Below are 20256 nucleotides of genomic sequence, written 5' to 3'. Positions count from 1 at the left end.
GGATATTTCCTCAGTAAGCGCTTGGTATGCACGGAATCTTGGGATACTATGATCGCGTCTCTCGTTTTGGGGAGGCCGATTGACGAGTGCTGCATATGAATTTATGAAGCATCTTGGTCGATAAGGGCATTATAGAAAGACCTTCCGGAAGCCCCGGCCAGTGATTGACTAATGCCGTAACATAGCAAGTCCGCTGATAGAGTCAGCACAATATCTCAGGAAAAAAGTATGGCAAATTTAGTTCAAGGCACAGTCAAATGGTTCAATGACGAGAAAGGCTTCGGCTTTATCGCTCAGGATTCCGGAAAAGACGTTTTCGTTCACTACAGTGCAATCAACGGCAATGGCCGTCGTTCACTGGAAGAAGGCCAGGCCGTAACCATGGAAGTGGTTCAGGGTCAGAAAGGTCCTCAGGCAGAAAACGTAACTCCTGCCGAATAATTGCTGTGGCCCGGTCTGACTCCGGGCCCGCATTTCTCTCTCCAGAGCTTCCCGCTCGACACCAGCCCAAATGCTGGTACTCTGTGACAAAACAAAGACAAGTCTGTTTATGTTAGATCAGGGTGAACTCTTCACAATTCCTAACCCGTGTCGGGGTGTCTGTACTTCTAATAACAAGGGGTATTGCAAAGGCTGCCTGCGCTCACGCAAAGAGCGGTTCCACTGGAATGAATTCACTCCGTTTCAACAGCAGCTCATTATTAATCTTTGCGAGAAACGTCGCCTGAAAATATTGGCGGGCCCGGGCGAAGAAGTTACCGAAGAAGAAACAGATATTTCCCAGCTCGACCTATTTCTGGCAGATACGCTGTCAGAGAAGATCGCGCAGGAGAAGCCCCAGAAGGTACAGAAAGCCGCTGAAGTTATCGCCAGCGAAAGCGAAGAACCACCAGCAGAATCAAGGGCACTAGTGGCTGAACCACCTCCAGAGCCTGACCCGGCCCCCCCACGCATTAGCAAAGACGATCAGTTCGACCTGTTCTGATACTTTGTCATCCAGCCAAGTCCTGCGGAGGTAGCACCTTCCGGTCTGTATTCAGCGCCATACCAGCCCTGATAACCAGATTGCTCCGCTGCAGCAAACAGGCGTTCAAAGTTCAACTCGCCAGAACCAGGCTCGTGCCGACCTGGCACATCCGCAAACTGGATATGCCCCAACTGAGCGCCATAGTTCGTCAGCAGGGATTCCACCGGTTCCCCCATCCGCGCCATGTGATAGATATCAAATTGCATTCGGATATCCGCGGCACTACTTTCAGTAAAACGCCTCATGTCATCAAAAGTAGAGATGAGAAAGCCCGGCATATCAAAGGTATTAATTGCTTCAAGTGTCACCTGAACTCCCAATGGCGCCAGCTGTGTTACCGCCTTCTGAACATTGCTACTCAATACTTTCAGAGCAGAGGATCTCTCTTCGTCTTCGGCTCGACCAGCCAGTACATTAACGCAATGAGGACGCAGCACCCGCACGTATTCAACGCATTCGGCCAAGGCCGCTTCGAAATCAGTTTCCCGACCAGCAACACAAGCCAGCCCCTTTCCGCCTGACATCAGGTCTCCGGCGGGAATATTAATCAGTACGCACTCAAGGCCTGTGTCATCGAGCGCCCTGCGGAGTTCATCCGCCGGCGTGTCGTAAGGAAACTGGATTTCTACCGCCGCAAAGCCATCCGTAGCCGCTGCGGCAAAGCGCTCCAGCATGGGTAGCTCGGTGTAGAGCAGTGAGAGATTCGCCGTCAGCTTCATGCCTCTTCGCCCTTGCTGCTGTACATTTCAATCAGAGTACAAGGGTCGCGCTCAGCACTGCCCTGCGTAGCATGCAGACGCATCAGCTCAGCCGCCTGCCCCGCCATAGGTACGGCGCTGGCGGAATCTTTCGCTAATGCATTTGCCATATCCAGATCTTTCAGCAGTGTTTTCACATGCCACTTTACCGGATCAAAATCACGCTCTGCCATGCGTGGGCCGGTCAACTGGAGGGGGATAGAGTCAGCGAAGCCGCCCTTCAATGCTTCGGGTATCTGCTTCGCATCAACGCCGGACTTTTCAGCCAGTGCCATGACTTCAGCCATAACCAGCACATTACAGCTGACGATCATCTGGTTGCAGATTTTAGTGACTTGTCCGGAACCCGTTGGCCCCATATGCGTGACGCGCTGTGATAAAGGTTTGAGCACGGTGCGCATACTATCGATCAACGCGGCGTCACCGCCTGCCATAATCGCCAGTGTGCCCTGCTCGGCACCCGCAACTCCGCCGGAGACAGGTGCGTCAATCCAGCGTATTCCTGTCTTTATTTTCAGGGCTTCTGCCATTTCTCGTGTTGCCTGCGGATCAATGCTGGAGAAATCAATCAAAACCTGACTATCACGACCATGCTCTGCTATTCCGCCGGGCCCTTCGACAATGGCGCGCACCGCACCTGTGTCTGTTACACAAGTCATCAGGATGTCGGAGTCTGAAATCAGCTCATGTAAGTGTTCACATACCCGTACGCCATGCTCTTTCAGAGGCTCGGACTTATCCGGACTGCGGTTCCAGACAGAAACACTGAGGCCCGCCCGATGTAGCCGGAGGCTCATAGGTACTCCCATCAGGCCCATACCAATAAATCCAATACGCAATGGCTGCATGTCGACTCCCTAGATCAGGTGCTTATTTTGAGGTCCCGAGTTTACCATTAACGAAAGTTAACGTTTGAATCACAAGCATATTCCAGAGCCTCGCCTATGCTTATCAGCAGTTACTTGAGAAGGAAGTATAACTATGAACATGGCCTCAATTTTCGCTGAACCAAAACAGCTCCCACATATCCCTCGCGTCGTTCAGGAACTGATGGAAAGTTTCCGGGGAGACGAGCATTCTCTGGACATTGATGACATCAGCGGCAAAGTAGCTAAAGACCAGTCGCTGACTGCCAAAGTACTTCGCCTTGCGAACTCAGCGCACTTCGGCGTTCCTCGCACCGTTGCGACACCACAGGATGCAGTCATGTTGTTGGGGTTCGGTACTCTTCGTACTATGGTGCTGGCGTCTGGTGTCACCAGCGCTTTCTCGAAAATCGAAGGTTTCGATCAGAATGCTTTCTGGAAAGACGCATTCAGCATCGCCGAGCTGTCAAAGTGGATCGCAGGCTTTACCCCGGATGCCGACAAGGACACCGCCTTTACCTGCGGCATGATGCACTCGGTTGGCAATCTTCTTATCCGCATGTTTTATCCGAAAGAGGCCGCCAGTATCGACCAGTCTGAAGCCATGAGCTCGTCAAAGCGCCATTTGCTGGAAAATGGTCATTTTGGTTACAACTCCGCGGATGTAGGTGCCGAGCTGGCCAAGCGCTGGAAATTCCCAGAAGTTATTCAGAATGCCATTGCGCAGCAGTACCTGCCTGAGACATCAGAAGATTACAGTATAGAAGCCGGTATCATTTATATCGCCCGCTACCTGAAATATGCCCATGATCGCAATCTTTCTGAAGATGAGATTGTTGCCAGCTTCCCTCTTCAGGTGGCAGACAAAATCGGTATGAATGTGAATAAGGCCTACAGCGACCTGGCGTCACTCGGCGAGCTTCACTCCGGGCTGGACAGTCTTATCGAAGACTGATTCATCAGCAAACCACTCACGGCTGCGTCGCACACGCTCTTCCGGTGGAAGGCGCGTATCCGCAGCCGTCAGTTTATCCAGACGCCGTAAACGCGGTAACAGACCGGCATTATTTGCTAACTGAATGGCCAACCCTGGCCGTGCATTCAGCTCCAGTAACAATGGACCATGATCGCGGTCTACGACGATATCAATCCCCAGATAACCAAGCCCGGTTACGTCATAACAGCGGGAAGCCATCACCAGCAAAGCCTCCCAGTCAGGGATAACCAATTCTCCCAGATGCTTACCCGTGTCCGGATGATTCTCTAGCAGCTGACCGTGCTGAACCGCTGCCAGGGCTTCACCGGTAGCGATATCAATACCAACACCTACAGCGCCCTGATGCAGGTTCGCCTTGCCATCCGACGCATGAGTCGACAGTCTGACCATGGCCATGACCGGATATCCTCGGCACACGATAACCCGTATGTCTGGTACTCCTTCGACGGTGTAATCGTCAAAGTGGTGGGCCTGATGGATCAGAGACTCGATGAGTGCCACATCCGCTGCTCCGCCAAGGCTGTACAAGCCCGAGAGAATATTTGAAATATGGCGTTTCAGATCTTCGACCGTCAGACGCCCACCACTGGCTTTAACCCACTCATCACCGTCTTTGTGAGTAACGATCAGAATACCTTTGCCACCACTGCCCTTCGACGGCTTAATCGCAAACCCCTGATGCCCTTCAACCAGGCTGGCAATTTTTTTCACCTGAGACTGCTGATCGACCACCCCAATAAGAGCAGCCATGGGAATATCCGCCGAACTCAGTGTGGTACGGGTCAGACGTTTGTTATCCACCAGTGGGAACAGGCTACGTGGGTTATAACGACCAATGTAGCGTCGGTTGCGCTCGTTCATCCCCAGCATACCAAAGCGGGACAGTGCCCACGGGGCAATAAGTGACGGTAAAAACTTCAACGCTTGAGTACCGCAAAGCGATGTAGCTCAAACAGCCGGTAACCGGTGTATGAACCCAGAAGAAGTATTAATGCCAGCACAATGAACTGAACGCCCATAAAATTAAACGTCAGGTGCTGGATCAATGGATGCTGCATCGCCCCGTAGGCCAGCACGGCAGTGATCAGGCTACCACCGCCCTGAATCATCACCTCACGGCCGCCCTCTTCTTCCCAGAGGATCGACATACGTTCTATCGTCCAGGCCAGAATCACCATAGGGAAAAACATCACCTTCAGTCCTTCGGTCAACCCTAGCTTGTATGACAGCACGCTGAAGAGACTGATGATCGCGATGACCGATATGATCACCGCGGATATTCGCGCCACCAGTAGCAGGTTCAGGCGGGACAGATATCCCCTTACCACCAGCCCTGCGGCAACAACAAGGATAAAGCCGACGATGCCGGTGCCGAGCGAGGTCTGCATAAAGGCAATAGCAATCAAAACAGGCATAAAAGTTCCGGAGGTTCGGATGCCCACAAGAATTCTTAGTAAGCACACTACAAGAGCGCCCACCGGTAACAGAAGGATGGTTTTGAACATAGCCTGCTCAGCCACCGGCAGGCTATGTATCGAGAAGTTGAGCAGAGAAGACTGCAGCGGCAGGCTATCGTTCAGCGCCGAGTAGGTCGACTCTTCGCGACGCAGCATCGAGAAACGAATTCGCGAATTTTCACCACCGATCACATCGAGCACAGGCGCGCCGCGCTGCTCCCAGAGTAAGAGCGGCTTTTCTTCGTCATCCGCCAGAGGCCGTTCGTCTTTGATCTCGTAGAGGCGGAATACTTTACTGCTGTCACCGTCCCAGACGCGCAATAACGGCGTCAGCATCTGGCGACGACGGCGGTCTTCCAGCTCCAGACCATAGACGACACTGGCGTGCACAGACGAGTTATTCAGTACTTCTGCCAGAAGATTCGGCAAGCGACCGTTGTATGCACGCTTCAGCAACTGAATATGTTGCGGTGACTCTTCTTCCGTCAGACGCTTAATCAGCTCGCGGGCGAAGCTGAAGTTATCCGACGATGCGTCCCAGGCGTCTTTAGAGAGCCGATAAATGGCGCTACGGTATGGCTCCTGCCAGTCAGGTTCCATCAATACAGGCGGTGTAATAATTTCAGACTGAGACATGTCCGACTCAAGCACATCCACCTGAAAGTAGAGCTGCTGAATTCCACTGGCGCGACGTATAGTCCATTCTGCACGGGGGTCAGGGCCGTCGACGAAGTTAAGGCCATAACCCGGCGAAGCACCGGATTGTCGCAGCAAGGTAAAGCCCGGCTGATCAGCGGGCCGCGCCATCGACACCTTCACCGACTGATCACCGGCTTCAAACTCGACCAGGGCTTCAACCGACCAGACCGTCTGCGTTTCACCGTGAATTAAAGGAACTTCGTACACCCAATGACGCTGTAGAATCAGAGAGACCCCAGCCAGAACCAATAATACGATCAGTGTATAAAAGCTCAGAGTAGAGGCGGGTTTCATAAATTAGCGACCTGAGTATTTCAGCGTTTTTTAGAACGGGGATGAATAAATTCCTGACCAACATCGACCACTGCAACGTCTTTCAGGAAGGAGCGACCCAGCAGCACCGGATAAGACATCCGTGAACGGTCAGCAAGCGTGAATTCAGTCGGCTGATGCAGGTTATCACCCAGTTTCACATCGAACACAACCACCGGGCGACGGTCGACGTCATCAAAGGATGCCTGACGGATAAGCACGTTTCGCTCCAACGGTACTTCAAGATGAATGTCGTTATCGGCATTGCCCGTATCCAGATCGAATGATACCCAGCGCTTACCGTCCCGCTCGAAACGCACGATATTGCGGGCACTGATAGAGGATGTCTCCGCTCCGGTATCAACCCGGGCCGACAAGTATCGCCCGGGAGGCGACAGGAATACCCACTCAGTAGCACCGACTACGACTTTGTTATCAGCATCCGTTGTCGCTTTCATCAGTGCGGGTTGGCACTGCGGAGCAGGGGCTGGGCGAGGCACCTGAGAGACAGGACGCTGAGCCAGGCGATCGATCGAGTGTGTAAGGGTCTCGAGGCGCTGCTGCTGCTCCTTTAGCGATTGCTGCATGTCATCAAAATCTGAATCACTACTCTGCGCGGGTTGGCAGTATTGCTCTAACAACACCTCAACGCCATCAAGGGTAACATTACGGTGCTCAGCACTGGGCCAGTGAGCGCACCCGGTTAAAGAAGTTAAGAAAGCAACAATGACTACCGCATAAAAGCGCATACGTATTCCCGGTAAAACAGAAGCGAGCATTTAATCACAGAAGTTATTCACGACGGAATGACCGGAATCACTCACCGAACACCCGTTTCCGTTCATCGAACACCTGTTTCCGTTCATCGAACACCAATTTCGAAGGTGCCATCAGAGTGGAAGCGCGCTACCTGCATGCGGCGGCGGCCAAGCAGCAGAGGTTCGTCGTCGTAGAACAGAAAGTTCTTCCAGCATTGCCTGAACGTGCCCCAGGTCGTCTGAATGACATTGTGGCAGTCGTAGCAGAAAAACACCGTGGTGTTATTTTCCCAGTCACCGAAATCGAGTTCTTCTGGAAGCGAGTTATCATCAGACTCCCAGCGAGGCTGCCACTCGGCTTTCTCATGCCAGATTCCATTGCGGTTTGGCCAGTCATCATTCATAAAGTGCGCGGCATGCGTCGCTTCTTTACTGATTTGCTGACGCCAGAATGCCAGTGCTGATGATTCACTTAGAGGGCGGATGTCACCCAGTAGTTCCTGTGGCACAGGCAACTCCCGGTGACGAAAAATCCAACTCTGTGGGTACTCACTGAGTGACTGATATTCCATAAGCCTTCCTGTGTAATTCGTAGACAACTGACACAAAAACGCCGCCGCTGGCCGATACCCAAACGACGGCGCTCAATACGGATATTTCTGATCAGTCGCGGAACGTGTTGTCGGCGATGAACTGCTGTACCGTTTCAAGATCTGCAGGCAGTACTGACAAACGCTCTTCACGCTCCATCAGATCCGTCAGGTGATGTGGCAGCGCTGGCATATCGTACCCTGCACGGCCGACGGCATCCTCAAACTTCACCGGATGCGCAGTACCGAGCGTGATCATCGGGATATTCGGGTTACGGCGACACTCACGCGCGGCCTTAACACCAATCGCGGTGTGCGGATCAAGCAGATAGCCTGTCTCGTTAAAGACCAGCTGCATTGTTTCAACCGTGGTCTTTTCATCGACCGCAAGACTGTCAAACAGTTCACGAGCCTTAGCCAATTTGTCTTCGTCGAGAGAGACAACATCATCACGGGCATTCATTTTCGCCATCAGACCAGCAAGCTTGGCACCGTCACGGTCGTACAGGTCGAACAACAGACGTTCAAAGTTACTGGACACCGCGATATCCATAGAAGGTGTGATCGTATGCTTCAGAGGACGAACTTCGTATTGGTTCTTGCTCATCAGGCGGTGCAGTACATCATTGTTATTTGTAGCAATGATCAGCTGCTCGATCGGCAGACCCATCTTACGCGCCATGTAACCCGCAAAAATATCACCGAAGTTACCGGTAGGCACAGAGTACGCCATCGGACGCAGAGGACCGCCCAGATTGAGGCTTGAATAGAAGTAGTAAACGATCTGGGCCATGATGCGTGCCCAGTTAATGCTGTTGACCGCAACCAGTTTGCGCTCACCACGCAGGAAGCTCTGATCGCCAAAACTGGCTTTGACCATGTCCTGAGCCTGGTCGAAGTTACCTTCGATGGCGATGTTGTAAATGTTATCACCTTCAACGGTCGTCATCTGGCGACGCTGAACTTCCGATACCTTGCCATATGGGTGAAGGATGAAGATATCGACATTGTCGCAGGCTTTGGTGCCTTCGATGGCCGCTGAACCGGTATCCCCCGACGTCGCACCCATAATCACGACTTTTTCCTGACGACGCGTTACCACGTAATCAAGCAAGCGGCCAAGCAACTGCAGTGCGAAATCCTTGAACGCCAGCGTCGGGCCGTGAAACAGCTCAAGAACATACTCGTTATGATCCAACTGCTGCAGCGGAGCAATCGCCTTGTGACCGAAGTTAGTGTTGTTGTATACGTCTTCGAGCATGCCTTTCAGGGCATCTGAATCAACACAACCTTCAACAAACGGATAGACAATCTTATGCGCCAGCTCGGTGTATGGCAGGTCACGCCATGATTCGATCTCTTCAAGCGTGTAGTGCGGTGCTTCCTTTGGTACGTAAAGGCCGCCATCAGACGCCAGCCCTGTCAGCAGGACATCCTCAAAAGTAAGTTCCGGCGCATTACCGCGCGTGGAGATATATTTCATCATGGTTGTAGAACCTAAACTGGTGCTCAGAAAATTGCGCGTAGTTTACATGCTTTGACGGCGTTACGCACCCGCGCGGCGGTCACGACAGCCGCTCTAACAGTTCGGGCCGGTAGTCGTCATGGGTAACCCCCGGCGCCTCCTTTTCAATGCGGGATTTCAACTCATCCAACTGTTTAACAAGCTCAGACATCGTCAGAGTGTTGTCATCAAGGTCGTAGACCTGACGCGAGCCCTCAAGGCTGTACAACTTGATGATCAGCGCGTCGCGACTGCCCGCTTCCAGCGCCTGATCCAATGATTTCGTCTTACGATAAATCCGATTCAGCTCCTGCTTAAGCTTCCAGACATAATTAACCTCATCGAAATACGGCGTATCGCGAAGCCTGAACAACACGAAAGTAACGATGGCTACGCCGGTTGCTACCCCCGCAGCATTGAGCGCCAGACTGGATTCTCCGCCGACAAAAAGATAACGGTATAATTCTGCAAACCCCAGACTCGTTGCGAACAAGCCTGCGATCATTGCCCACTGAATGCGTGAACGACGCTCCTGATATCGTGCCTTATCGATTTTTTTCAGTTTCATATTTTCTCAGTTTCACACTTGTCCGGTTAACTCTCTGTTTAACGCCGGCATCGTAACCGCCCCGAACGCATTCGCAACAGTGTTTTCAGATCACCTCACTCTTATATGGCACAAATAGCTCGATACCGGGCGGGAATGCAGTGTTAGAGTCCCATGTCAGAGTGCCATCACTCACTACCGATAACAGCAAAAAACGGAGCCCTCATGAGTACCACAGATGCACTGTTTCAACCGATAACGCTTGGCAAGCTAGAACTCAGCAACCGTATCGTCATGGCGCCCATGACCCGCACCTACTCGCCGGGAAACGTACCTAACGACCTGAACGTCGCCTATTACGAACGACGCGCAGCAAACGGAGTCGGTCTGATCATTACCGAGGGCACCTGTGTCGGACATAAAGGCGCAAACGGCTATGCGCGCGTTCCATTTATCTACGGTGAAGAAGCCTTAGCCGGCTGGAAGAAAGTGGTAGACGCTGTCCACGCTAAAGGCGGCAAAATCGCTCCTCAGCTCTGGCACGTGGGCGCTGTCCGCAAAGAAGGTACAGAGCCTGATCCTTCCGTGCCCGGCTACAGTCCATCCGGCCTGTTCAAGCCCGGCCGCGAAACCGGCGTCGCAATGACTAAAGACGATATCAACGACGTCATCGAAGCCTTTGCTCAGGCCGCTGAGGATTCACAGCGCATTGGTTTTGATGCAGTTGAGATTCACGGCGCTCATGGTTACCTGATTGATCAATTCTTCTGGGAAGGAACAAATCAGCGCGATGATGAGTACGGTGGTGACCAGGTCGCACGTACCCGTTTTGCCTGTGAGATCGTTCAGGCGATCCGGGATCGTGTCGGACCTGATTTCCCGATTATTTTCCGCTTCTCTCAATGGAAGCAACAAGACTACAGCGCTCGCATGTGCAATACGCCAGAAGAGCTTGATGCGTTCCTGAAGCCGCTGGTAAATGCAGGCGTTGATATCTTCCACTGCTCCACTCGTCGCTTCTGGGAAAAAGAATTTGAAGGTTCAGATATGAACCTTGCTGGCTGGACCAGAAAGCTGACCGGAAAGCCTGCGATTACTGTCGGCAGTGTGGGTCTGAATGCCGGCTTTATCGATGAAGATAAGCGCGACATGATTGATGCATCGGGCGTTGCCCATGGCAACATTAATGAACTGGCCGAGCGCTTAGGCAATGATGAGTTTGAACTCGTCGCTGTGGGTCGTGCTCTGCTGCAAGACCCTGAATGGGTTATAAAAGTTCGTGAAGGGCGCTTTGACGAACTGACGGATTACAGTAAGAAATCCTTAATGGAACTGGTTTAACTACCGCAGTAAACCGGATCTGTTTCCAGCGTACGGCGACTTACAGAATACGTAGGTCGCTGGCGGTGCTGCCCTGCAAGACAGCATCGCCAGGCTCAGAGCCTTCAGGCTTCTTCTTTGAAGTACCGCTTCAGCCATTGCTTAGGTGTCACACCAAAACGGCGCTTAAATACCCTTGTTAACGACGACGCATCGTCGTACCCAACCTCATTAGCCACCAGGTTTACCGGTCTTTGCTTTCTCAACAATCCCTGCGCCATCGCCAGCCGTAAATCTGTCAGGTAGTCCATTGGTGACTGACCGACCGTATCTTTAAATAACGCTGCAAACTTTGACCGTGACATAAATACTTCAGAGGCCATGATATCAACCGTCCAGTCGCGTTCCGGATTATTCTGCAACTGCACCATTAAGGGCGCCAACTCTGAATGAGAGCTGGCACTGAGCAGCCCCAGCTCAACGGTCCCTTGCTCGACGACAAAGCGTAGCAGTTGCACCAGAAAGACATCGCAAAGGCGGTTGGTTAAGAGGTGGCGTCCTTCACGATCAGAAAAAGCTTCTTCAAAGATCGACTGCGCGGTATTCAACACCTTTGGATCATCCGTCATATCCAGGCAGACAAACTTAGGTAACTGAGAGGCCAGACGGCTTTTCTGTTGACCCTGAAGCTCCACCGTCGCGCATACTAATTGAGCCTCGTCAGAATCATCGACCTGAATGCGATGCAAGCTCCCCGACGGGATAAACAGAACCGCCGGCCCTGTAACAACCTGCTTATGCCCTTGATCGGTAAAGAGCGTCATCCGGCCATAACTCAGTAAGTGCAGGTGACCTGAGCTATCCTCTTTGCGAAAGCTCTGCAGACCACATAAACCTCCGCTAAAAAAGACCTCCGCACTGAAGTCCAGATCATCAAGTAACTTACTTAAAGTATCCATCAGTCATCCCTCTCTTCTGTAAACCGAGCACTTCTGGACGATCGACCAGTTTTGCTGGAGCTACGGTCAACTTCTCATCTGCCCGTTCCGTATTCTGAACATCAAGGACAGCGGCACATGCCAAGGTCTGAAATTAAACCAAAACTCCATGTAATAACACAGGACTCTAAGATGAACCTTTTCAAATCTTCACGCCTTTCCGGCGCATTCAAAATTGCAGCAACCACCAGTGCACTTCTGTTCAGCAGCCTGACCTTTGCGTCTGCGGTAAACAGCGGCGAGAACGATGTCGCTATCCACGGCTACGATCCGGTCGCTTACTTCACCCAAGACAAAGCAGTCGAGGGTTCAGCTGAATACACCGCGACGCACGATGGTGCTATCTACCGCTTTTCGAGCAAAAAGAACCGCGACCTGTTTCAGGCCAACTCCGACAAGTATGCACCTCAGTTCGGTGGCTACTGCGCAATGGGCGTTGCGCTGAATAAGAAGCTGGACATCGACCCTCAGGCTTTCTACGTGGACGGCGGCAAGCTGTACCTCAACCTGAATAAAGACGTCCAGAAAAAATGGCTGACCGATGTTCCGGGTCACCTGAAAACGGCCTATCGCGTATGGGACGGCATCGAAGAGCTGAGCGTTGCTGAGGCCAACGCCGACGACTGAAGCGTGACCTCTGATGAGATATCCGGAGCCACTGCTCCGGGTTACTCATCGGGTCTCCCCCCCCAGTACGACCTGAAAAAAGGTACGGCCTGAAAAAAGTACAGAACTGACAGCAACCCCAAAACAGAAATGAGGAACACCTTATGAACTCCAAACAAAGAATTGCATCCGCCGCACTGGCTCTCGCCATTTCAACACTGGTCGCCACCCCTGCTCAGGCAGCGGGTAAAGAAAAATGCTACGGCATCGCTGAAGCCGGACAGAACGATTGCGGCAACCTCGCGGGAACGCATTCCTGCGCAGGTCAGGCAAAAGTCGATAACGACCCTGGCGAATGGAAGCTGGTTGCTAAAGGCACCTGCATCGATCTCGGCGGCATGCTTAAAGATGAAGCCAAACGTCGTTGGGCAGAAACCAACGGCAAGTCATAACCACACACCGGGAGAAAGCTATGTTTCGCTCAGAGCATCATCAGGCATTAAGTGCTGCCGTCGGCGTAGGGCTACGACATCCGCATTATCAGGATGCTCTCAGCGAAACCGCCGGAGTAGATTTTGTCGAAGTCCACAGTGAAAACTTTTTTGCTCCTGCCGGAGCCACGCGGGACTTTATCCGCGCCGTCAGTGAGCGCTACCCGATCAGTCTTCACGGAACGTCACTTGGGTTGGGGTCGGCAGAGCCTATCAACACCGATTATATCCAGCGTTTGAAAAACCTGACCGATGACATCAGGCCCTTCGCGATATCAGATCATGCCAGTTTTAGCTGGAGCAGATTAAATGGCAGAAGACTTCATGCTGGAGATCTCCTACCACTGCCATTTATAGAGGAGGCCGTAAATATCATGGCTGAAAACATTGACCGTGTTCAGCAGATATTGGGCCAGCAGCTACTGCTCGAAAACCTGGTCAGCTATATCCAGTTTAAGCAGAGCCCGATGAGCGAGATGGAATTTCTGACAAAAGTCGCTGAGCAAAGCGGCTGCGCACTGTTACTGGACATCAACAACCTATTGGTCAATGCCCACAACCAGAAAGCAGACGATCCACTCCAAACGGCAAAGCAATGGATCGATGAGTTACCCATTGACCTGGTAAAAGAATTTCATCTTGCCGGTTACACACCTGTTGCGCCTGGACAACTCATCATAGACGACCACAGCCAGGCCGTTAACGAAGAGTGCTGGGCACTCTTTGATTACGCGCTTGATCACTTTTCACCACAAACAACGCTGATCGAGTGGGATAACCAACTACCCGATTGGCAACGACTTCAGCAGGAAGCAGAGCGCGCACGTCGACATATTTTACAGCACGTGCAACGCCAGAATATTTCAGGAGGAGGCTCCCATGGGTTGCCAACATCTGTCACTGCGTGAGTGGCAACATAATCTCACGACCGATATTTTTCAGAAATACGACGTCGATGACGCTAACCCGCTGGCGATTTATCAAAATAACTTACTGATGACAGCAACACGGTCACTCAGCATAAGTTATCCCGTCATGGCCAAAATGATTGGCCACGACGTCATGATTCCGCTGGCTTCTCGTCTGCTGAAGCAGGAGCTACCAGAGACGGGCGACTGGGCTGACTGGGGCGAAGAGCTGGCATTACTGATACACGAAAGTGAATTAAATGAACAACTTCCTATGCTTGCGGACATGGCCAGATTTGAATGGTTGATTCATCTTGCCGGTCGTCGAGCAGAGGTTCCCTTCTGTTCTGCCAGCCTTGAGTTACTGAGCCTTTATGAGTTGGACGAACTGACGGTAACGCTGTCACCGTCCGTCGAGGTGTTCAGAAGTCATTACCCAATATCAAAGCTTTGGGCTCTGCATCAACCTGATGTCCCGGATTACAGCCCGGCACCTGAACAGATCATTAAGGAATTAGAAAACGGGACACCTCAGTATTTAGCCATTGCTCAGTTTCGTGGACGCCCGGCGCAAGAACCACTGGATCAATCAGAACACGAGGCCATGACAGAGCTTATCTTCGGTAAATCCATTGGCCACCTGATTGATGATCAGACAACAAAATTCAATTTTATTCAGTGGCTACCGAAAGCGATTCAGAACGGCTGGATCACAGAAATTACCCACACCCACTCAACCTCAATACAAAACGGAGAATGACGATGAACATTCAAAGCAAGATAGCACCTCTCACTCAATACTATCCACTGTATCAGCAGCTGATTGAACGCATGGGGATACTGCACACAATAGTGTCTCTTATTGCCCGAGGGTACTTAGCAAACGTATTCCTTAGCGCAGGCCTGACGAAAATTCAGGACTGGGATACCACTCTATTCCTGTTTCAGGAGGAGTATCAGGTGCCATTCCTTCCTGCAGAAATAGCAGCCTTTTTAGGGACTGCTGGAGAGCTGATTTTCCCTGTGCTCCTGATTATAGGTTTTACGTCGCGCTTTTCCGCACTGGCACTGAGTGTCGTTAATATAGTTGCCGTGATCAGTTTGCCTGAGATAGCTGCTGCCGCGCTTTACCTCCATGTGATCTGGGGAGTTCTGCTCGCCTACATTGTATTGCACGGTGCCGGCGTCATAAGTATCGATGCCTGGCTGAAGCAGGCGGTACAGAAATACAGCCAAGAAGAGACAGATAAACAGTAAAATCTCCGACTCGATTAAAGCTGAGGTTGTAGCAGAGCCAGTAGAGGCGGCTCCTGCTACAACTTCAATCAGTCAGCCAATTGCCAGCCGTTTTCAGTATCACGAAAACGAAATTCGGCTCGCTCAGTTACTTTCTGCCCTTTCTCGAATTTTCCGTACTGCATTGATAGTGCAAGCAACCCGAAACCGCTAAAGAAACTGCCCACCAGAGAATCTGGCGTTTCGTCTTTTAAAGACTCACTGAAGGTTTTATAGTCGGTCAGAAATTCAAGTTCATAGCGAACATCCGCCACATAGAATTCCTGATCTTTCCAGCCATTTAACTTTTCTGCACTCACAACACGAATCATGTTGCTGACTGTCTTCTGCTGCGCAACAGACTCTTCAATCAAGGTGTCTGAGGGTGTGCCGCTGCAGGCTGTGAGTACAATACACACACATAGCATCAATAGAGTTCTGAACATTGTTGTCCTCATTATTTCTGGAAATAATTATTCTGCTAAAACAGGTTTAATGATAAGGAGTCGGGTGTCATCGGCTTTGGCCATAAATTCACCTTCATCTGGATAGAAAAGACTGCCGCGGAGAATGGCATGATTTCCCGCTTCCAGTTCACCTTGAAACAAGTAGCAAAGCCAGCTGTCCTGAAGCGACAACACTTCCTTTTCTGCCAGGCAAGAGATACTTAGTTCGGTATCTATACCCTGATACACAGTTGTCAGGCCACGACCAACATCGATGACAGTCTGGCTCGCCCTCTCGGAAACGCTACCTGCCGGTTGAAGCCAAAGCTGTACCATACCCACAATATCAGCATCTGGGTTGATTTCATTGTGCATAAAACCGGATCTTCCCGAGCGTTGCACCATAACCTGCCCGGCTTTAATTTCGGCTAAGCCTTGAGTACTGTCTGCAACTGCGCTATCCGGTTGTACCTCTGCCGAGCCTTCATGATGAAGACGCCCGCGGGTAACGATACTGACAATATCGATGTCGCTGTGTTGATGACGCCCAGTGCTGCCACCCGGCTTAAAGTACGCGTGCGCAAGATACATTAACTGACCGGAACCTTCCCAGGTATCCTCGCGTTTCTGATATCCAAACTGACGGGAATCCATCACCAGAATACGTTCTCTCACACCGGCAAAGCCGACGATATCCAGAGTGTCGTAATTTAACAGTCTCATATGAAGTTGCTCAGCAAAAACGTCCAACGAATCCTGAGAGTGTGTTGTTTGGGGCCAAACAGACTGATAATCTTACACACCAATAGGACAGCAAAGCTGACAGGGAGCCTCAATAGTGTCAATGATCGTACATCACCGCCGTAAACTCGCCTACACTCTGGGCAGCAAAGCCGATACGCGCCAGTTTATCCCATTTTCAAAGAACACCAATACTGACCGAGGCCGCAAAGTCTTTATTGATGCCGCTTTAGCCCCTTTGTTTGCTCATGCCTTTCAATCGGATGAAGCCAGCGCATTACAAATGACCTCCAAAATTGAGCAGCTGGGCGCTTTAGGTGGCAATGTCACCGCCAACCAGAATACAGGTACGCCATTCGAATATATGGAGAATATTGGCAAGCTGGCGATTTACTATCAGATTCATCAAGGCTCTGAAGACAATCAAACTCCTACTGGGGTGTATATCACAGGTGTTCAACGGGCTTCTGAAGAAGGTAAAGACCAAGCTGGGCTATATCAAAGCTTTGAAGGTAGATCATCTGAAGTACACACGAGAATCGCCGAGCGCGAGCAAGGCTTTATAAAGTCTCACACAAACGCAATAGAAGCGGCAGATATGCTTCAAACTCTTGCCGGGGATGACGGCTGGGGTATGCCCAACAGTTTCAATTTCTTCTATATTCCAGCTGCGATTGAGAATGAGATGGGGCTATGGATGACACCGGATTCAAGAGCCATGCGCCCGGCCGTGGTTGCGAAAGAGCTTGCTAGCGTATTAAGCGAAACACAGAAGCACCGTAGTAATGGTAAACCGATAAAATGGCAGATCGAGGGTGACACGGTTAAGTTACTGCAATTAGCTGTAGAACACTTACCCAATTTATTGGATAAACACCACTTCATGCTGATGGATCCCGTCGCTGACACTGCTCAGATCGTTAATGCATTAGAGCGCCGTGGAGCCAAAACAGAGGGTGACTTTACCGATAACAGAAGAGCGCTGGCAGCGGCAAAAGTATCATCAGAAAGAAGTTCGTCTAATTCCGGGCTGAAAAAAGCCTTGGCTAACGCAGGAGCTGACTCAAATACAGCCCTCTCAAATTACAACACCAGTACCGGAAGTATAAAATCCAGCTTTATTGAATACGTTAAGAATTTAACTGGGACACTGGCATGGTAAAGCTTCTGACAGGGCCAGATTTTTCTGATCAGGTGATATTTTCGTTTAATACAGACGCTGCCAGCATATACATCCCTGTTCCGACTGCGAGCATAGAAAAAACCAAGTCCTGTGACACAGAAATTGGCTCACTGTCGGACCATGCAACGTACGATGTACCGTCAGAAGACTGGATGTCTTATAAGCGTGTTATGAGAAGTTCTTTTCAATACTACCGGAAGAGCTCCGGTTTAGAACTTTGTTCAACAAAAGTGATGATACAAATCGTTCAGGTGAATAAAACGAGCTCTACCACAAAGTTATTGCCCTTGGATGATACAAAGCGCTATTTACTAAAGATACAGGATCACCTGAAGGAAAAACTGATCGAAAATAATTTCAATCCAGACTTTTTTGTACTTCCTAGTTCAATTAGTGCTGCTCAGGAACTTATATCGAACGGAATACATTGGGCATATATGAGAACAGGATATGCTGAGCTTTGTCCACCAGATCTGTGTTTAGCCACTCCCCTTAATTCAAATAACCTGTTATTGATTGAAGCAAACACGGGAAGCTACAACTTCGTACTACCAGAAGGTCAACAGGAGGCAATGATTAAAGAAGCCGAAGCCGACTTGTTCGAATTTATCAAATCTATCCGCATTGACTTCTCTCCAGAGATTCAGGCTCAGATCGACGAAGCCAGAGCCACTGAAAGCGTCTGACGATTTAGTTCAGGCACTACTCTCCCTGCAGAGTAAGTACTAACCGACGACTACCACCGTAATCACGGTGCTCGCACAGGTATATTCCCTGCCAGGTCCCCAGAGCGAGCCTGCCATTCGTCACTGGAATGGTAAGAGATGGTCCAAGTAAGCTGGATTTAATATGGGCGGGCAGATCGTCAGGGCCTTCGTCATTGTGTTTATAGTATGGCTGATTTTCAGGCACCAACCGACTGAACACTTCTTCGAAATCCACTCTCACTGTGGGGTCAGCGTTTTCGTTAATTGTCAGTGACGCTGAGGTATGTTGAATAAACACATGAAGCAGACCAACGGAAAGATCGGCAAGCTCAGGCAATGCCTGTTCAACCTCACGGGTAATTAAATGAAAGCCCCGGGGTCGGGCTTTTAACTGAATGGTTTTCTGGGTCCACATAGGCGACACCTTGTGTCAGAAAATAAGTGATACTCGGAGCAGGATATATCTATGAAATGAAGAAGCGTCAGCGAGGCCGCAACAACACGGCGCAGAGTTTTATGGAAGCGGAGCGTATTGTATTACGTGAGCATTCCGAAAAACTCTGCAACACAGTTGTTGCAACGCAGCTAGCTTCGGGCCAGCTGCTTAGCGCATCATAGGAGGCATCCCACCCGGCGGCATACCACCACCCGGACCACCTGGTCCTCCCATGCCGCCCATAGCGCGCATCATTTTCTTCATGCCACCTTTGGCCGTGACCTTTTTCATCATTTTCTGCATTTGCTTGTGCTGCTTCAGAACGCGATTCACATCCTGAATCTGCGTACCAGAACCCGCTGCAATACGCTTTTTACGTGAGCCGTTGATTTTGTCCGGGAAGCGGCGCTCATCAAGGGTCATAGAAAAAATGATGGATTCCATCTGCTTAAACTGACCTTCTGCAGCGGTCGTCTGCTTGGCCATTGCACCCAGGTTACCCATACCCGGCAGCTTATCCAGCATACCTGTCAGGCCGCCCATGTTTTTCATCTGCTGAATCTGATCAAGGAAGTCTTCCAGATCGAAGCCTTTGCCTGTTTTCAGTTTCTTGGCGAGCTTGTCGGCTTTCGACTTATCGATCTTACGTTCTGCTTCTTCGATCAAGGTGAGAACGTCGCCCATATCGAGAATACGTGAAGCAACACGATCAGGGTGGAAAGGCTCGAGCGCGTCGGTCTTTTCGCCCATACCCATAAACTTGATCGGTTTGCCCGTAATATGGCGTACTGACAGAGCAGCACCACCGCGCGCATCACCATCTGCCTTGGTCAGTACAACACCGGTCAGAGGCAGGGCATCATTAAATGCTTTGGCTGTATTCGCAGCGTCCTGACCTGTCATCGCGTCGACGACAAAGAGAGTCTCAATCGGCGTAATAGCAGCGTGGAGATCTTTGATCTCACCCATCATCTGCTCATCGACTGTCAGACGACCCGCGGTATCCACCAACAGAACATCGTACGCACCACGGCGGGCAGCATCGATCGCGCCTTTAGCGATATGGATCGGTTTTTCATCTGCCGTCGATGGGTGAAAGCCAGCACCGACTTCATTCGCCAGAGTTTCAAGCTGTTTGATCGCCGCAGGACGATACACGTCTGCAGAAACCACCATCACTTTCTTTTTCTCGCGCTCAGCAAGAAACTTCGCAAGCTTACCAACGGTCGTTGTTTTACCTGCGCCCTGCAGACCCGCCATCATCACGATGGCTGGAGGCTGTGTCGCCAGGTTCAGTTTCTCGTTGGCTTCGCCCATGACACTTTGCAGTTCTTCATGGACGATTTTCAGGAATACCTGACCAGGGTTGAGGCTCTTCAGTACATCGGTACCGACGGCACGCTCTTTGACCTGCGCGGTAAAATCTTTTACGACCGGCAGGGCCACGTCTGCTTCCAACAGCGCCATGCGCACTTCACGCATAGTGCCTTTGATATTCTCTTCGGTCAGCTTCGCCTGGCCAGTAATGCCTTTTAAGGCACTGCCCAAGCGGTCGGTAAGGCTTTCAAACATCTTGATGACTCTGTCTGACGATAAATAAATAAGTAGGTAAGTATACCGCGTTGCCCCT

At 51.0% G+C, this 20256-nt stretch carries 24 protein-coding genes; 11 read left to right on the top strand and 13 right to left on the bottom strand.

What is annotated here, in order from left to right; genetic code table 11:
- The first annotated feature begins 228 nt into the window (after nucleotides 1-228).
- Both BW941_RS01975 and BW941_RS01970 read left to right on the top strand, forming a co-directional pair.
- A complete protein-coding gene (locus tag BW941_RS01975) occupies nucleotides 229-441 on the top strand; it encodes a cold-shock protein (RefSeq protein WP_068435608.1) in 213 nt (70 codons plus the stop codon).
- Nucleotides 442-550: 109 nt separating this feature from the next.
- Entirely contained in the window at nucleotides 551-985 is a 435-nt protein-coding gene (locus BW941_RS01970; protein WP_084188556.1) for a DUF1289 domain-containing protein, read from the top strand.
- Here BW941_RS01970 and BW941_RS01965 read toward each other — a convergent pair.
- Together BW941_RS01965 and BW941_RS01960 are read right to left on the bottom strand one after the other, a co-directional pair.
- Nucleotides 967-1746 (bottom strand): hydroxypyruvate isomerase family protein, encoded by a 780-nt coding sequence (locus BW941_RS01965; protein WP_076513938.1) that lies wholly within the window; start codon nucleotides 1744-1746, stop codon nucleotides 967-969. The genes BW941_RS01970 and BW941_RS01965 overlap by 19 nt on opposite strands.
- Nucleotides 1743-2633, bottom strand: a complete 891-nt coding sequence (locus BW941_RS01960) for an NAD(P)-dependent oxidoreductase (protein WP_076513935.1) — start codon at nucleotides 2631-2633, stop codon at nucleotides 1743-1745. Before BW941_RS01960 ends, BW941_RS01965 begins: the two co-directional genes overlap by 4 nt.
- A gap of 133 nt (nucleotides 2634-2766) precedes the next feature.
- Between BW941_RS01960 and BW941_RS01955 the strand changes: the two genes are divergently transcribed.
- Entirely contained in the window at nucleotides 2767-3606 is an 840-nt protein-coding gene (locus BW941_RS01955; RefSeq protein WP_076513932.1) for an HDOD domain-containing protein, read from the top strand.
- Here BW941_RS01955 and BW941_RS01950 read toward each other — a convergent pair.
- The 6 genes from BW941_RS01950 to BW941_RS01925 form a co-directional block, all read right to left on the bottom strand.
- Nucleotides 3559-4569 carry an alpha-L-glutamate ligase-like protein gene (locus BW941_RS01950; protein WP_281251165.1) on the bottom strand — a complete coding sequence of 337 codons (1011 nt, stop codon included), beginning with the start codon at nucleotides 4567-4569 and terminating at the stop codon, nucleotides 3559-3561. The two genes, BW941_RS01955 and BW941_RS01950, sit on opposite strands and share 48 nt — an antisense overlap.
- The gene (locus BW941_RS01945; protein WP_076513930.1) at nucleotides 4566-6098 is read right to left on the bottom strand and encodes an inactive transglutaminase family protein; all 1533 of its coding nucleotides are present in this window, start codon (nucleotides 6096-6098) and stop codon (nucleotides 4566-4568) included. The genes BW941_RS01950 and BW941_RS01945 overlap by 4 nt, the downstream gene beginning before the upstream one ends.
- Nucleotides 6099-6118: 20 nt before the next feature.
- Nucleotides 6119-6895, bottom strand: coding sequence for an ATP-dependent zinc protease family protein (locus BW941_RS01940; RefSeq protein ID WP_084188499.1), 777 nt, complete (start codon nucleotides 6893-6895; stop codon nucleotides 6119-6121).
- A gap of 83 nt (nucleotides 6896-6978) precedes the next feature.
- The gene (locus tag BW941_RS01935) at nucleotides 6979-7446 is read right to left on the bottom strand and encodes a DUF2947 domain-containing protein (protein WP_076513928.1); all 468 of its coding nucleotides are present in this window, start codon (nucleotides 7444-7446) and stop codon (nucleotides 6979-6981) included.
- Nucleotides 7447-7537: 91 nt separating this feature from the next.
- Nucleotides 7538-8947: a threonine synthase gene (gene thrC, locus BW941_RS01930; RefSeq protein ID WP_076514181.1), complete on the bottom strand. Its 1410-nt coding sequence runs from the start codon at nucleotides 8945-8947 to the stop codon at nucleotides 7538-7540.
- Between the two features lie 82 nt (nucleotides 8948-9029).
- Nucleotides 9030-9536, bottom strand: coding sequence for a DUF3087 family protein (locus BW941_RS01925; protein WP_076513926.1), 507 nt, complete (start codon nucleotides 9534-9536; stop codon nucleotides 9030-9032).
- Between the two features lie 204 nt (nucleotides 9537-9740).
- Here BW941_RS01925 and BW941_RS01920 point away from each other — a divergent pair, with 204 nt between their 5' ends.
- The gene (locus BW941_RS01920; protein WP_076513923.1) at nucleotides 9741-10856 is read left to right on the top strand and encodes an NADH:flavin oxidoreductase; all 1116 of its coding nucleotides are present in this window, start codon (nucleotides 9741-9743) and stop codon (nucleotides 10854-10856) included.
- A 104-nt stretch (nucleotides 10857-10960) separates the two neighbouring features.
- Here the strand turns inward: BW941_RS01920 and BW941_RS01915 are convergent, their stop codons facing one another.
- Nucleotides 10961-11794, bottom strand: a complete 834-nt coding sequence (locus tag BW941_RS01915; protein ID WP_076513920.1) for an AraC family transcriptional regulator — start codon at nucleotides 11792-11794, stop codon at nucleotides 10961-10963.
- 171 nt (nucleotides 11795-11965) lie between these two features.
- Between BW941_RS01915 and BW941_RS01910 the strand changes: the two genes are divergently transcribed.
- The 5 genes from BW941_RS01910 to BW941_RS01890 all read left to right on the top strand — a co-directional run bounded on the left by BW941_RS01910 (nucleotide 11966) and on the right by BW941_RS01890 (nucleotide 15095).
- Entirely contained in the window at nucleotides 11966-12460 is a 495-nt protein-coding gene (locus BW941_RS01910; RefSeq protein ID WP_076513918.1) for a YHS domain-containing (seleno)protein, read from the top strand.
- Nucleotides 12461-12603: 143 nt separating this feature from the next.
- Nucleotides 12604-12891 carry a BufA1 family periplasmic bufferin-type metallophore gene (locus BW941_RS01905; protein WP_076513915.1) on the top strand — a complete coding sequence of 96 codons (288 nt, stop codon included), beginning with the start codon at nucleotides 12604-12606 and terminating at the stop codon, nucleotides 12889-12891.
- 20 nt (nucleotides 12892-12911) lie between these two features.
- A complete protein-coding gene (bufB, locus tag BW941_RS01900) occupies nucleotides 12912-13838 on the top strand; it encodes an MNIO family bufferin maturase (RefSeq protein WP_076513912.1) in 927 nt (308 codons plus the stop codon).
- Nucleotides 13810-14598, top strand: coding sequence for an HvfC/BufC family peptide modification chaperone (locus tag BW941_RS01895; protein WP_076513909.1), 789 nt, complete (start codon nucleotides 13810-13812; stop codon nucleotides 14596-14598). The genes bufB and BW941_RS01895 overlap by 29 nt, the downstream gene beginning before the upstream one ends.
- A gap of 2 nt (nucleotides 14599-14600) precedes the next feature.
- Nucleotides 14601-15095, top strand: coding sequence for a DoxX family protein (locus BW941_RS01890; RefSeq protein WP_076513906.1), 495 nt, complete (start codon nucleotides 14601-14603; stop codon nucleotides 15093-15095).
- A gap of 68 nt (nucleotides 15096-15163) precedes the next feature.
- Here the strand turns inward: BW941_RS01890 and BW941_RS01885 are convergent, their stop codons facing one another.
- The gene (locus tag BW941_RS01885; RefSeq protein WP_139325711.1) at nucleotides 15164-15559 is read right to left on the bottom strand and encodes a hypothetical protein; all 396 of its coding nucleotides are present in this window, start codon (nucleotides 15557-15559) and stop codon (nucleotides 15164-15166) included.
- Between the two features lie 27 nt (nucleotides 15560-15586).
- Nucleotides 15587-16282 (bottom strand): cupin domain-containing protein, encoded by a 696-nt coding sequence (locus BW941_RS01880; protein ID WP_076513900.1) that lies wholly within the window; start codon nucleotides 16280-16282, stop codon nucleotides 15587-15589.
- A 115-nt stretch (nucleotides 16283-16397) separates the two neighbouring features.
- Here BW941_RS01880 and BW941_RS01875 point away from each other — a divergent pair, with 115 nt between their 5' ends.
- Both BW941_RS01875 and BW941_RS01870 read left to right on the top strand, forming a co-directional pair.
- Nucleotides 16398-17462, top strand: a complete 1065-nt coding sequence (locus BW941_RS01875) for a hypothetical protein (RefSeq protein ID WP_139325710.1) — start codon at nucleotides 16398-16400, stop codon at nucleotides 17460-17462.
- A complete protein-coding gene (locus BW941_RS01870; RefSeq protein ID WP_076513894.1) occupies nucleotides 17456-18169 on the top strand; it encodes a hypothetical protein in 714 nt (237 codons plus the stop codon). Before BW941_RS01875 ends, BW941_RS01870 begins: the two co-directional genes overlap by 7 nt.
- A 16-nt stretch (nucleotides 18170-18185) precedes the next feature.
- On the opposite strand, the gene BW941_RS01865 is transcribed toward BW941_RS01870, so the two are convergent.
- Together BW941_RS01865 and ffh are read right to left on the bottom strand one after the other, a co-directional pair.
- Nucleotides 18186-18605: a secondary thiamine-phosphate synthase enzyme YjbQ gene (locus tag BW941_RS01865; protein ID WP_076513891.1), complete on the bottom strand. Its 420-nt coding sequence runs from the start codon at nucleotides 18603-18605 to the stop codon at nucleotides 18186-18188.
- A 189-nt stretch (nucleotides 18606-18794) separates the two neighbouring features.
- Nucleotides 18795-20198: a signal recognition particle protein gene (gene ffh / locus BW941_RS01860; RefSeq protein ID WP_076513888.1), complete on the bottom strand. Its 1404-nt coding sequence runs from the start codon at nucleotides 20196-20198 to the stop codon at nucleotides 18795-18797.
- Nucleotides 20199-20256: the final 58 nt, after the last annotated feature.

The sequence above is a fragment of the Thalassolituus maritimus genome (assembly GCF_900156675.1).
Lineage (GTDB): Bacteria > Pseudomonadota > Gammaproteobacteria > Pseudomonadales > Oceanobacteraceae > Thalassolituus > Thalassolituus maritimus.
This window is presented reverse-complemented; position numbering and strand designations above follow the sequence as displayed.